Below are 13,946 nucleotides of genomic sequence, written 5' to 3'. Positions count from 1 at the left end.
ATATTATTTTAAATAACGACTAGGAATTTTATCGATGTTTTCAAGCATGATACCAGTACCTACCGCTACACATTGCATTGGATCTTCAGCAATAAAAACTGGAACTTTTAATTCTTCAGCTAGTAATGTATCAATACCATGAAGAAGTGCTCCACCACCTGTTAAGATAACTCCACGATCAATAATATCAGCAGATAACTCTGGTGGTGTACGTTCTAAAACAGTTTTTGCAGCTTGTACAATTAAGTAAACTGGTTCACTTAAAGCACGTTGAATTTCATCAGAATACACAGTAATTGTACGAGGTAGACCAGTTACCATATCACGTCCACGAATATCAATTGATTCATTTCGTGCACCTGGGAAAACTGTTCCTACTTCAATTTTAATTTGTTCAGCAGTACGCTCACCAATTAGCAGTTTATACTCACGTTTAATATAGTTTAAAATCTCCATATCAAACTTGTCCCCTGCCATTTTAATTGAAGAGGCGGTGACGATATCTCCCATAGACAATACAGCAATATCGGTTGTCCCACCGCCAATATCAATTACCATGTTACCGCTTGGTTGGAATATATCCATTCCAGCTCCAATTGCCGCAACTTTTGGTTCTTCTTCTAAATAAACTTGTTTCCCACCGCTTTTTTCAGCAGCTTCACGAATCGCTTTTTGTTCAACAGACGTAATGTTTGTCGGACAACAAATCAAAATACGCGGTTTTGACATAAACCCTTTTACATCTAATTTATTAATAAAATAACGTAGCATTGCTTCTGTAATATCAAAGTCAGCAATAACACCGTCTTTTAACGGACGAATTGCAACAATATTACCAGGTGTACGACCTACCATGCGGCTTGCTTCTTCACCTACTGCTAACACTTTTCCGCTATTACGTTCAATTGCAACTACAGAAGGCTCGTTTAAAACGATTCCTTTACCTTTTACATGTATTAAGACATTGGCTGTACCAAGATCTATCCCGATATCCTTAGAAAACATTCTTTTTGGCTCCTCCTTATTCACTATACTCATGAGCAGTTCCGAATACGTGTTATACCAAAATATAATTTTACCATAAAAGACTGCTTTTAGTAATTAATTTATTGTGAACAGGAGGTTAAATATTTCTAATTTTGTTTTCAAGGCTCGCCAATCCCTATTTTATAACCTTTTCAACGTCTTCTTTTTGATACTTTTGCTTTGTTGCTTCTCCACCGCGTAAATGACGAATTGATTTGTGATAATCTAATATTTCTTTTACCTCATTTGCCAAATCTGGATTAATTTCCGGAAGGCGTTCTGTTAAATCTTTGTGTACTGTACTTTTTGACACACCAAATTCTTTTGCAATTACACGTACTGTTTTCTTCGTCTCCACGATATATTTCCCTATCTTGATTGTTCTCTCTTTGATGTAATCGTGCACACTACTCTCCTCCTCGAATTGGATGTGAGAAGCGTGAAATGAGACTCGTTTTGACTGACTAAGCTGCTCTTTTTCCTGCTCTGACTGACCTGCTGAGGTACATTTATTTTGACTAGGTAGAAAATCCACGATCCCTCACCTCAAACACCTCTTTGATGGGTTTATAACATTGTATTAGCAAAGACTTATAACTATGCACAATTGTCAGAAAAAAACAAGCGCCCAACACATATGGGATCTGAATCCCCTGTGTTGGGCACTTTGTGAATTGCTTATAAATCATTCTTTAATTTAGTTTGAGTCAGTATTCTCGTCTGTAGAACCAGAGTTTTCTTCATCTGATTCTGTATCAGAAACGTTTCCAGATGTATTCATTGTATCTGAATCTTTTGCTTCACTTTTTGTATTTTCAGCATTGATAATTGCAGATACATCTTGACCTTGATATTTCTCAGGGTTAATTGCTACACCATCTTTACGTAATTCAAAATGAACATGAATGCCATTTTCTTTACCGATTAATGATGTTCCAGCAACACCTAAAGCTTGTCCTTGTGTTACTTTAGAACCTTCTTCAACACTGATTGATTTTAAGCTTTGGTAGTAAGAAACTAAACCATTTCCATTATCTACTTCAACCACATAACCTAATTCAGCATCTTTTTGTGCTTTTGTTACTGTACCACTTAATGCAGCTGTTACACCAAATTCCTTACCACTCTTATCAACTAAATCCATTCCTGTGTTGATTGCGTAAGTTGAACCATCCACTAGAATTAAAGATTGTTGTTGTTGATCCTTTGAAGCTGAATCATCATAAAAATGACTCTTCACTTGAACTGTCGTATCCTTTGCAACAGGATATGATAGTTTTTCTTCTGTTTTTGTTACTGGTACTGCATCTGGCTCATTTGTGTCAATTGCTGTTCCAGTTTGTTTTGTTGGAGTAGGAGCATTACTATACTGATACCATAACGCACCTGTTAAAATGACTGCTGCACTCACTAAATAAATTGCTGGTACTACCCAACGCTTTCTTAACATTTTCACAACTTTTTGAGAAGTTTTTTTGTTTTGTTCCTCTCTCATCCTTATCACCTCTGCAATCATTGTCAACAGATTCCAGAAATTATATACGCAATTTAGAAAATTTTAATTCGACAAAATTCTTATTTTTCAAAATACTACCATCTAATCCACAATATAACCGTTAAATATTAACAATTGTTGCCTAGTTATACACAGATTCATACTAGTTATACACAACTTTTGTGGATAACTATATTTATGTAAATATGAAAATGGAAGAATATTTTTCTTGCATTTTATTTTTATTCAAAATATAATCACACTACAAGCTTGTTAGACATTTTAAAAATGGCTAGATCGATAAATTTAACTTCTAAATTCTATTTATAATATATTTCTGCAATGATGAAGAAGAGTAGACTATATGAATGTTTCAGAGAGCTGACGGTTGGTGCGAGTCAGTACGGACATATTTTTGAATGGGCTTCTGAGCAGCCAAACCGAACCACAAACTGTGCAGTAGGCTTTGGCGGACGTCTCACCGATAAAAGAGACAGGTATTCAAACTTATGTTTCGATACTGCTTTTTGTATGTCACAAGTAGTTCAGATCCATTTGTTTTGATACTGCAAAGTGAGTCTAATCGGTATTAGACTAAATTAAGGTGGCACCACGGGAGTCCTCGTCCTTTTTATAAGGCGAGGACTCTTTTTTGTGTCCAAAAAAGGAGAGATTACACATGTTATTCAATAAAAAGAGCTTTATTACTTTCACAATATTACTTTCGCTGACATTAACAGCATGTAGCAACAAAGGAACTCAAGTTCAAAATACATCTAAAGATCAGACGCTACGATTAATGGATACTTCCGATATCGTAAGTCTTGATAGCTCACTTGCTTTAGATGGCCCTTCATTAAATGCATTAAATAGTGTCATGGAAGGTCTATATATGCCTAATGATAAAGGTGAGTATGTACCTGCAGCCGCTAAATCTCATAAAGTAAGTGAGGATGGCAAGGTTTATACATTTACATTAAGAGATGCCAAATATTCAAATGGCGAAAAAGTAACTGCTCAAGATTTTGTTTTTGCAATGAAAAGAGCAATTGATCCAAAAACAAAAGCACAATTTGCTTACGACTTATATGATATTGAAAACGCCCAAGAAATTAATCAAGGAAAGCTTCCTGTGGAAAAACTTGGTGTGACTGCCTTAGATGATCAAACACTTGAAATAAAATTAGAGCGTGCGATTCCGTATTTTATCCAATTAACAAGTTTACCTATGTATTTCCCTTTAAACGAAAAATTCGTTAAAGCACAAGGCAATAAATACGGTTTAGAGGCGAACACAACTTTATATAATGGACCTTATGTTGTTAATAGTTGGGATCATGGTTCTGGATTTTCAATGAAAAAAAATAATCAATACTATGATAAAAAGAATGTAAAGGTAAATGAGATTGAAGTTAAGGTCATGAAAGAAACAACAACTGCGGTAAATTTATATGAAACTGGCGAGCTTGATCAAGCAATTATTGATTCAAGTGTAATTGATCGCTTTAAAGACAATAGTGAATTACAAAAATTAGCAATGCCAATTATTTCTTATATAAGCTTTAATCAACAAAATCCATTATTAGCTAATACTAAGGTACGAACAGCAATTTCAAATGCATTCAATAAAGAAGATATTAGTAATGTGTTATTAAACGATGGCTCAATCCCTACTGATCGAATTATACCGAAAGGACTTGTAAAGGATTCAAAAGGAAATGATTTTGTCAGTTCTACAAAACATTCATCATCAATTGAACTATCAAAAGCGAAATCACTTTTTAAAGAAGCTCTTTCAGAAAGTGGAAAATCTAATGTTTCACTTTCATTATTAGTTAATGATAGTAATACGTCTCGTAAAATAGGTGAGTACATTAAGTCTCAACTAGAAACGAATTTACAAGGGCTAACTGTTGATATTATTGTACAGCCCGCTCAACAAAAGTTTGAATTACGCCAACAAGGCGATTATGATTTATCTTTAGATACATGGGGAGCAGATTATCCTGACCCAACAACTTATTTAGAACTATTTACGTCTAAATCGGCTTTAAACGTACTAAATTACAGTAATAAACAATATGACGACTGTATTACTTAAGGCGAATACAGTTAGCATTCAGAATGAAACAGAACGCCTTGAATTGCTTCATAAAGCTGAAGACATCTTATTAAATGATGCAGTCATCGAACCAATCTATCAAGCCGGCTATGTATACCTTCAAAAGGAATCAGTCACAGGAATTAAAGTACGACCTTTTGTTGGTTATTTCTATTACAAATATGCAAATAAGCAGTAATGAAGTTATATCATCAATGACTTGCCTAACAAAAAAACAGACCTATGGTGGTCTGTTTTTTTGTTTTGGCTCTGTTATTGGGAGTAATCAAACTTTTAAAACAAATGCTCTGTTAAAAAAAGATGCTGATTTCCATTCCAGGTACTTCGCTTTCCATGGGGCGAGACCCTGAGCCTCGGGTCCACACGATGTGGATCATGCATGTGTTACGACAGGACGTCGTGGTTTTAGCATGCCTACCTTACTTGGCCTAAGGGGTCTCAAGTTTCCCGCATCTCTCATAGGAGTCTTCGCACCTTCCATTCCAATTACTCTCGAACTAGTTATTTACTTTTCATGCACTTAATGGGATTTAGCTAAAATCAACAATTAACCGCCCCAAAATACAAACAGGAGTCTGATTACGATCTAAATAAAATACATTCCATACCGCAATTATCTACTCTGTTATTTCTTTGCTGCTTCACTTAGTTCTGCAAAGTCTTTTTTGTTTAACGATGTAATAGATATATCTTTATAATAGTACTTTACAATTTCATCATATAGCTTTCCTTGTTTTGCCATTTCATTTGCACCGTACTGGCTCATTCCAACCCCATGACCATATCCCTTTGTTGTGATGATGATTTGGTCATCTTTTCTTTCCCATGAAAAGTCTGTTGATCGCAGCTCTAATTTTTCTCGAATTTCTTTTCCTGTTAGTATGGTCTTACCAAATGCTACTTGTTCTACTCTATTACTTTTTGTTCTAGAGATGACTTTTCCAACACTAGATTTAGAGGTAAGACTTAATTCCTAGTTTTGATTCGAACTCTTTTACAGAAAACGACTTTTTGGCTATATAATTTGGTGCTACAGAATCCCATGGACTAGCAACACTTTTTAAGTATGGTAGACTATTCTTCCAGTATTCTTCGGAATTCTCCGTATAACCATTACTTGAGGAGAAGAATGATGCTGTGATAGGTTGTCCATCGTATGTTAATATTTGACCTTCTGTAGCTTTTACAGCATCCTCAAGCTTCTTTATTTTCCAATCATAATCCGCTCCATACTTCTTTTTTAAATCGTCGCGATCCTGGAATACTTGGAATTGGACTGTATCATTTACAATCCCACCTTCATCTAATTCAGTACCCTCTTCTAATCGTTTAACGATAAATGTCCTTGCACTTAAGCTCTGCGCCTTTAATGCTTCAGGCTCAAATATAGCAGGCATTTCTGATGCTACAACCCCTAAAACATATTCTTCAATTGGAAGCTTTTCAACTTTTTTCGTTTTAGTTCGATAAACCGCTATCTCTACTAGTTCATTTTTATTTTTACTAGCTGCCTCCACTTGATTCGCATTGTACTGTAATTGATCTGTTAATTTACCATCCGTCTGGCTATGAAACGGAAGAACTAGCAATGTTGGTAAAATAATTACGACTGAGCATGTTGTTAATCCTGCAGTAATTAATGTTTTAAATGATTTCATCTTTTTCCTCCTATCCATTTCCAAAAAGCATTCCCTGGCAATTTACATCTAATTGCCGTTCTAGAGCTAATTTATGAAGATGGACAAGCATTTAGAACAATTTTCGCAAGTTGTTAGTATGTAAATATTATTCTTTTTCATTATTTTTAGAATATTTTATAGGATTTTTGCCTATAACTGTATAGTAGAAAGTTGATTAAAGTTTACATGCAAATAACTACATTCTTTTTCGCCATTATTCCATTCGCATGTAATAAAAAATGCCCGACTCCATGTGGGGAAACACATAGTGCCAGGCATTTCATCATTGTTTTTTAGTTTTACGCTTGTAAGTCCTTCAGTGTTTCTTCTTCAATTGCTGTGCTTGGTTCGTTTACACGTTCAATGTCCGCTCCAAGTGCAGCAAGCTTTTCATGGAAGTTTACATATCCACGATCTAAGTGTTTTAATTCTGTTACACGAGTATAGCCGTCAACTACAAGTCCAGCAAGGATTAATGATGCAGCAGCACGTAAATCAGTTGCAGCTACTTCTGCTCCTTGTAGATTGTTTGGTCCATGGATAATTGTAGAACGACCTTCAATTTTTATGTTTGCATTCATGCGTCTGAATTCTTCAACGTGCATGAAACGATTTTCAAATACTGTTTCAGTGATCATGCCTGTTCCATTAGCTCTTAATAGAAGTGCCATCATTTGAGATTGCATATCTGTTGGGAAGCCTGGGTGAGGCATTGTTTTTATGTCTACAGGTTTTAAATTATCCGTTCCAATCACTCGAAGACCTTCTTCTTCCTCGATAATTGTAACACCCATTTCACGCATTTTCGCTACAACTGAGCTTAAATGTTCTGGAACTGCATTTTCAATTAAAACATTACCATTTGTAATAGCAGCTGCAACCATAAATGTTCCCGCTTCTACACGGTCTGGAATAATATGATGAGTTGTACCAAATAATGTTGGTACTCCTTCAATACGAATTGTACCTGTACCTGCACCACGAACTTTTCCACCCATTGAGTTGATAAAGTTAGCAAGATCAACGATTTCTGGTTCTTTTGCAGCATTTTCAATTACTGTTGTACCTTCAGCTAAAGAAGCTGCAGACATAATATTTTCAGTTGCACCAACACTTGGGAAATCTAAATAGATTTTAGCTCCTTTTAAACGGCCATTAGATTTTGCTTCAACAAAACCATTTCCAACCGTAATTTGAGCACCCATTGCCTCAAATCCCTTTAAATGTTGTTCAATTGGTCTAGAACCGATTGCGCAACCACCAGGTAATGCCACACGAGCATGACCGTTCCTCGCTAATAGTGGTCCCATTACAAGAATAGATGCTCGCATTTTACGAACATATTCAAATGGTGCTTCAACATGTAAATCTTTTGAAGCATCAACTGTTACTGTATTGTTTGTGAACTCAACTTCTGTATTTAAATTACGAAGAACTTCGTTAATCGTGTAAACATCAGATAGAGTTGGTACGTCATGAATTATATTTTTTCCTTCACTAGCTAGTAGCGCTGCAGCAAGAACTGGTAAGACAGCATTTTTTGCACCTTCTACACGTACAGTGCCTTGAAGCTGTTTCCCGCCACGGACAATGATTTTATCCAAGCTTTTCCCCTCCGTGTCCTAAAATAGATCTATCAATATTCTACTGTTATAATCGGTGTTCCAATAATAATTGTTTTTGATTCATCAACATTGTTTTCACGAATTGCAATTTGTAAATTAATTTTTTTGCCATTTGCAACCAGAGCGTCATTCCACTGTTCAGTATATGCTGAGACAGAGACGAATGCCCCTTCTTTTATTTCTTCAATTTTTGTTGCTTTAAACGTCTCCAAAAAATCATTTTTTATACCCTGCAAAACACCTTCAAGTTTACCACCCATTGTCCCTTTAATACAAGTAAAAAAAGTAGGTTCTTCGTTAAAAATATTTTCCAGTGATTGATCAATTAGATTTTTGGTTTCTTTTTCAGTTCGTTGGTCCCATTTAGTCCCAGTTAATTCATAAATAACATAACTACTATTGTCACTAGTAGATGTAACGACAAGTCTTTCTGTGACAAAAGTATGATTGGATACACCAATTATTTTATTTTTTTCTTTATCTATAGACCATTTTAAATTTTTAAAATTATTTTTATACTTCTTCATTACTTCAGTTGCCGAAGTATTTATTTTAGCTTCTCTTGCATATAAATTCCAACTTGTAATAGAAATGTCTTTTTTATTTAATACATCTGCAAAACGATTTAATTGGCCTACTCCCGACTCTGCCATACCGATTTTATTTATATTAAAGAACATTACTGATGCAACACTAATTGTGATTAATAATAAATAGAATATTTTTTTCATAAAAAATCCCCTCTCCTACTTTCATTTTTCACAGGTAGAGAGGGGTTTATACGATGTATCGTAACACAACTTCTGACAAATTATTTCAACAAAAATGTGAGGTCTTTTGCATACTGTAAATAATTTAAGAAAAAACTACTTACAGATGAAGAAATTGTGATTGTTAAGAGGACCATAAATAGTCGAATTTGGGGAACATGTCCTTTTTTCATAATACTTTCCCACTTAATTGCTGTTAATGCCCACCAAGTTAAAATAATGAATATTAAATTGACAATAATAGCTAATAAAGCTTCTGTGCCAAGTAATGTTTTCATCATTTTGCCTCCTTTTTCGATAAACTAAAAAGAAAAAGTGTAGGAGGTACCCTACACTTTCATCCATATTACATTCATTTTAAGCTTGAAAGAAATCTTTTACAATTTCAAACTGATGGAATACATCATAAGCTAAAGATGGTTTGATTCCAAGTGCAACAGTCATGATAACACAAATGATTACAACAAGGATATGCGTTTTTGGCAGAACAACTGGACGTTCTTCTCCACTTCTGAAGAACACATTTTGTAAAATGCCAAAGTAGTAAAAATAAGAGATCACTGTCGTTAATAGTAAAATTCCACCAAGTACGTAAAATCCTTTAACTGGAACAAAAGCCCCCATAAAGATATTTAATTTTCCGATGAAACCTGAAGTTAACGGTATTCCCGCTAATGACAAAACAAAAATTGTCATTGCAATAGCTAGATAAGGATTTGTTTTAACAAGTCCCGCAAAGGCTGTAAGCGAGTCAGAACCTCTTTGCTGTTGTACATTATATACGATTGTTAAAATCCCCATTGTCATGAATGTATAGGCCAATAAGTAGAACCAAATACTTTCAAACATAAATGGTGAAATACTTAAAAATGCAACAAGTATATAACCGCCATGCGCGATACCTGAGTATGCTAGCATACGTTTTAAATTATCTTGTTTTAAAGCAATCGTATTTCCAATAATCATCGAAAGTGCAGCTAATACGCCAACAAAAGGCTGCATTAGTTCAAATACTGATTTTTGCTCTTCCATCAGTAATGCGCCTGCGAAAATTGATAAGAAAATACGTAGCACAATGATAAAACCGCCAGTTTTTGAAACTGTTGCTAAAAATGCTGTTACAGGTGTTGGTGCTCCTTCATAAACATCTGGTGCCCACATATGGAACGGTACAGATGCTAATTTGAATGACAAGCCAACAAATACTAATACGAATGCAATGATTAATAAAAACTCATTACTACTAGCTACCCCCTGAGAAAGGGCTAGATTCATCTCTGTGATGTTTGTCGTACCAGTTAGGCCATAAGTATAGCTTAAGCCGAATAATGTAATAGCAGTTGAAATACCACCGTTGATTACATATTTAAGTGCAGCCTCTGAAGATCCTTCTCGTTCTTTTTTGAATTCCTACTAAAATATAAGAAGAAATTGAAAGAAGCTCTAATCCAACAAACAACGTGATTAAATCACTGCTTGAAGCCATATACATAGTTCCAATTAATGCAGTAATAAATAATGTGTAGTATTCTGACTGCTCAGAGATTGTATGATCTCCTAAAGCTAGTAATAATACTAAAATTGCACCAATTAATAAAATTGTTTTAAAAACAAGTGAAAATGAATCAAGTTTGAATGTGCCAAATAATAAATTGACTGGTTCATGATTATATAGTGTGATTAGCCATACAAATGCTGCTACAACACTAATTAATCCTACCCAACCGATTACTTTACGACTTACATTTTTAGGCAATACCAGTTCAAGAACTAATAGAAGAAGTGCGGCAGCTATTAGAATGATCTCTGGACCCATTGATTCCCATTGAAATTCAGATAATGCTTTCCATGTCATCTTCTATACACCTCTAATCCCTTGAATGATAAAGTCCACTGATGATAAAATCATGTCATTTACAAGAGCAGGATATACTCCAAGCCCTATAATCGCAATGACTAAAATTACCGACGCGATTGTTTCACGTTTTGATAAATCAGTAAATGATGAAACGAATTCACTATTTTTTCCAAAGCTTAGTGCAAGAATTGCTCTTAAAATATAAGCCGCTGTTAAAATAATTCCTAAAGTACCTACAGCTGCAATAATCTTATGACTTTGGAATAACCCTACAAACGATAGCCATTCTCCAACAAAGCCTGATAAACCAGGTAATCCTAGTGAAGCCATACCACCGAATAACAATAATCCTGCCAATCTTGGCGTCGATTTAGCCAATCCGCTAATTTTATCAAAACTAGTTGTATCTCCACGATTTTCTAACATACCAACAAGTAAGAATAGAAGTGCCGCTATTAAACCGTGTGAAACAGATTGGAAAATTGCCCCTTGAATTCCAGCACTATTCATTGCTGCTAATCCGATAATGACAATCCCCATATGTGAAAAACTTGAATATGCTAATACTGAACGCAAATCTTTTTGAGTTAATGCAATATAAGCTCCATAAAGTAAATTTACGACACCTATAATTGCAAGAGCTACTGACATTTTATCAAATTGGTCTGGGAAAATTCCTAATGCAAAACGAATTAAACCATACGTTCCGATTTTTAATAGGATACCTGCGTGAATAATAACAACAGCAGGATTTGCCTGTGTATGCACATTCACCATCCAACGATGGAACGGGAATAATGGTAATTTGATTGCAAAAGCAATTAATAAACAAACCAGCAGTCCCATTTTTAGGTTTTCTGATATTGGGCTAATTGTATCGTAACCAACCGGTATGATATTAGCTAAATCAGCATAATTTGTAGTGCCTGTTCGAGCGAATAATACAGCGATAACGAATAATAAGAATGCTGATCCTAATCCGTTGTAGATTAAAAATTGGTAACCAGCTCGCTCGCTGTCAAAACGGCCCCATCTTCCGATTAAGAAGAACATTGGTACAAGCGTTAATTCAAAAAATAAGAAGAATAATACTAAATTTTGAGAAGCAAATACGCCATACATACCCACTTGTAGGATAAATAACAATTGATAAAAGCTTCTTGAACCTTTATTAATTGAATAACCTGCGATGACAGAGATTAGTGAGATGACACCTGTAAGTAAGATCATTACTAATGATAATCCATCTACACCAAGTTCAAATTTAACTTCAAATAATCTAGTTGACTCTGCAAAGAATTTCCCAAATGAAAACCATTCGTATGAAATATTCCAATCTTGTAAATTAGAATGATTTTGTCCAGCAATATATGTGATTGCTGTTAATACAAACGTTAGAACCGCTGTTGCAAGCGCCCAAAGCTTGTAAGAAGTCTTTGGCGCAAACGTTACAAGTAGTAAACCTAATAGAGGTGAGAAAACAACCCATAATAAAAATTGAGAACTCATCATAAGTTGTACCCCCCTGTCACAACTAATGTTAATAAAATAAGAGCTAGACCTAACAATGTAATGAATCCATATGTTTGGACTTGGCCACTTTGAAGTCGAGAACCGATACTACCAACTGTACTCACAATTCCTTTTACGACAGTCGCAATTCCCTCAATGACAAATCGTTCAATCGCATACATCACATGACCAATTGCAAACATTCCTTTTACAATCGTTACGTTATATAGCTCATCAACATAGTATTTGTTAAGAAGAATTTCATAGAATAACCCGTTTTCTTCTTGATCTGATTTCTTTGCTTTGCTACCGTACATTGAATAAGCAAGCGTAATACCTGCAAGTGATACTAACGTTGCAACAATCATAATCCAAATTGGTTCATGACTATGCTCTGTTATTGTAAATGGTACATCCTCAAGTAAAAACTCATTTAAATATCGGCCAAAGAATGGTGTATTAATATACCCTGCAAATATTGCAAGTACACCTAATAATGACATTGGAATAACCATTGACATTGGCGACTCGTGGGCACCTTTTGTTTTTTCTTCCCCAGTGAAAACTAAGAAAAATAAACGGAACATATAAAATGATGTGAAAAATGCTGCTGTTAGTGCAATCATGAATAATACATAATGTCCATTCGACCAAGCCGCAGCTAAAATTTCATCTTTACTAAAGAAGCCTGATAGTAAAGGAACACCTGTAATCGCTAATGTACCGATTAAGAATAAAGTAGACGTCCATTTCATTTTCTGACGTAGTCCACCCATTTTAAAAATGTCTTGTGTATGAACAGCATGGATTACACTTCCTGCTGCTAAGAACAATAATGCTTTGAAGAAAGCATGCGTTGTTAAGTGGAAAATACTTGCTGTATAACCACCTACTCCAAGTGCAAGCATCATATATCCTAATTGACTTACAGTAGAATAAGCTAATACTCGTTTTATATCTCTTTGAACTAAACCGATACTTGCTGCAAATATTGCTGTAAATCCACCAACAACTGCCACAACAGTTAAAGCTGTTTCACTTGCAATAAATATTGGATAAGAAGTTGCAACTAAGTAAACCCCTGCAGCTACCATTGTTGCTGCGTGAATTAAAGCTGAAACTGGTGTAGGACCTTCCATTGCATCCGGTAGCCAAGTGTGAAGTGGGAATTGACCAGATTTACCCATTGCCCCAATAAAGATTAATATGGCAATTAGTGTCAACATTCCTGTACTTACTTGTCCTTCTTGGATTACTTTAAAGATTTGTTCAAAATCAAAGCTCTTTGTTTTCCAGAATAAAAGTACCATCCCAATGAATAAGCCAACGTCCCCTATTCTAGTCATAATGAACGCTTTTTTTGCTGCTGCCTTCGCTTCTTCTTTATAAAAGTAGAAACCTACTAGTAAGAATGATCCTAATCCTACTAATTCCCAGAAAATATAAAGTTGTAGAATACTAGGTGATATGACAAGTGCTAACATCGCAAATGTAAATAACCCAAGGTAGGCAAAGAATACAGTTATACGATCATCGTCTTCCATATATGCTGTGGAATAGATATGAACTAATGTACTGACAAACGTTACGATTACTAACATTAATGCATTCAGTGCATTGACTACATATCCCACATGTACTTCAATATTACCAATAGTTAACCAAGTATATAATTCTTGTACTGTTTCCCCTTGTAGACGGTCAAATAAGACGAACAAGGAGATGATGAATGAGATTCCTGTTAAAGCTGCCCCTAATATCCCACTACTTTTCTTACCTTTTGTACCTGCTAATATAAGGATTAGAAAAGAAATTAGAGGAAGTACCGGAACTAGCCAAGCATACTGCATCATCAAATT

General features: G+C 35.0%; 10 protein-coding genes, 2 pseudogenes and 1 other annotated feature. Of the genes and pseudogenes, 2 read left to right on the top strand and 10 right to left on the bottom strand.

The features are described from left to right. Positions 1-3 precede the first annotated feature (3 nt). From mreB to spoIIQ, 3 genes are all read right to left on the bottom strand, one after another. Positions 4-1,005 carry a rod shape-determining protein gene (gene mreB, locus ABID96_RS00960; RefSeq protein ID WP_088001340.1) on the bottom strand — a complete coding sequence of 334 codons (1,002 nt, stop codon included), beginning with the start codon at positions 1,003-1,005 and terminating at the stop codon, positions 4-6. Positions 1,006-1,162: 157 nt separating this feature from the next. Continuing rightward, the gene (gene spoIIID, locus ABID96_RS00955) at positions 1,163-1,432 is read right to left on the bottom strand and encodes a sporulation transcriptional regulator SpoIIID (protein ID WP_088001342.1); all 270 of its coding nucleotides are present in this window, start codon (positions 1,430-1,432) and stop codon (positions 1,163-1,165) included. A gap of 291 nt (positions 1,433-1,723) precedes the next feature. Then, positions 1,724-2,521, bottom strand: a complete 798-nt coding sequence (gene spoIIQ, locus ABID96_RS00950; protein ID WP_192603559.1) for a stage II sporulation protein SpoIIQ — start codon at positions 2,519-2,521, stop codon at positions 1,724-1,726. Positions 2,522-2,854: 333 nt separating this feature from the next. After that, positions 2,855-3,154: a binding site (T-box leader), on the top strand. Between the two features lie 46 nt (positions 3,155-3,200). Between spoIIQ and ABID96_RS00945 the strand changes: the two genes are divergently transcribed. Continuing rightward, complete coding sequence (locus ABID96_RS00945; RefSeq protein WP_377896524.1) at positions 3,201-4,622, top strand: peptide ABC transporter substrate-binding protein; 1,422 nt, start codon at positions 3,201-3,203, stop codon at positions 4,620-4,622. Then, positions 4,603-4,821: a hypothetical protein gene (locus ABID96_RS00940; RefSeq protein WP_377896522.1), complete on the top strand. Its 219-nt coding sequence runs from the start codon at positions 4,603-4,605 to the stop codon at positions 4,819-4,821. The genes ABID96_RS00945 and ABID96_RS00940 overlap by 20 nt, the downstream gene beginning before the upstream one ends. Before the next feature lie 447 nt (positions 4,822-5,268). Here the strand turns inward: ABID96_RS00940 and spoIID are convergent. From spoIID to nuoL, 7 genes and pseudogenes are all read right to left on the bottom strand, one after another. After that, positions 5,269-6,301, bottom strand: a pseudogene (spoIID, locus tag ABID96_RS00935) (stage II sporulation protein D). Between the two features lie 320 nt (positions 6,302-6,621). Next, a complete protein-coding gene (gene murA, locus ABID96_RS00930) occupies positions 6,622-7,926 on the bottom strand; it encodes a UDP-N-acetylglucosamine 1-carboxyvinyltransferase (RefSeq protein WP_192603562.1) in 1,305 nt (434 codons plus the stop codon). 32 nt (positions 7,927-7,958) lie between these two features. Further along, positions 7,959-8,678, bottom strand: coding sequence for a YwmB family TATA-box binding protein (locus ABID96_RS00925; protein WP_192603563.1), 720 nt, complete (start codon positions 8,676-8,678; stop codon positions 7,959-7,961). Between the two features lie 80 nt (positions 8,679-8,758). Then, complete coding sequence (locus ABID96_RS00920; protein ID WP_192603564.1) at positions 8,759-8,995, bottom strand: DUF1146 family protein; 237 nt, start codon at positions 8,993-8,995, stop codon at positions 8,759-8,761. Between the two features lie 79 nt (positions 8,996-9,074). After that, positions 9,075-10,572, bottom strand: a pseudogene (gene nuoN, locus ABID96_RS00915) (NADH-quinone oxidoreductase subunit NuoN). Positions 10,573-10,575: 3 nt separating this feature from the next. After that, positions 10,576-12,084 carry a complex I subunit 4 family protein gene (locus ABID96_RS00910; protein ID WP_192603696.1) on the bottom strand — a complete coding sequence of 503 codons (1,509 nt, stop codon included), beginning with the start codon at positions 12,082-12,084 and terminating at the stop codon, positions 10,576-10,578. Beyond that, on the bottom strand, positions 12,084-13,940 hold the full coding sequence (gene nuoL, locus ABID96_RS00905) for an NADH-quinone oxidoreductase subunit L (protein WP_192603566.1): 1,857 nt from the start codon (positions 13,938-13,940) through the stop codon (positions 12,084-12,086). Before nuoL ends, ABID96_RS00910 begins: the two co-directional genes overlap by 1 nt. Positions 13,941-13,946: the final 6 nt, after the last annotated feature.

The organism is Gottfriedia sp. OAE603 (assembly GCF_040543965.1).
In the GTDB taxonomy this organism is placed as follows: Bacteria; Bacillota; Bacilli; order Bacillales; family Bacillaceae_G; genus Gottfriedia; species Gottfriedia solisilvae.
The sequence above is the reverse complement of the archived record's forward strand: the minus strand, read 5'-3'. Positions and strand labels throughout refer to the sequence as shown.

Coding starts and splice junctions, on each gene's coding strand:
- mreB (WP_088001340.1), bottom strand. CDS start 1,005: ATGTTTTCTAAGGATATCGGGATAGATCTTGGTACAGCCAATGTCTTA.
- spoIIQ (WP_192603559.1), bottom strand. CDS start 2,521: ATGAGAGAGGAACAAAACAAAAAAACTTCTCAAAAAGTTGTGAAAATG.
- ABID96_RS00945 (WP_377896524.1), top strand. CDS start 3,201: ATGTTATTCAATAAAAAGAGCTTTATTACTTTCACAATATTACTTTCG.
- ABID96_RS00940 (WP_377896522.1), top strand. CDS start 4,603: ATGACGACTGTATTACTTAAGGCGAATACAGTTAGCATTCAGAATGAA.
- ABID96_RS00925 (WP_192603563.1), bottom strand. CDS start 8,678: ATGAAAAAAATATTCTATTTATTATTAATCACAATTAGTGTTGCATCA.
- ABID96_RS00920 (WP_192603564.1), bottom strand. CDS start 8,995: ATGAAAACATTACTTGGCACAGAAGCTTTATTAGCTATTATTGTCAAT.
- ABID96_RS00910 (WP_192603696.1), bottom strand. CDS start 12,084: ATGAGTTCTCAATTTTTATTATGGGTTGTTTTCTCACCTCTATTAGGT.
- nuoL (WP_192603566.1), bottom strand. CDS start 13,940: ATGATGCAGTATGCTTGGCTAGTTCCGGTACTTCCTCTAATTTCTTTT.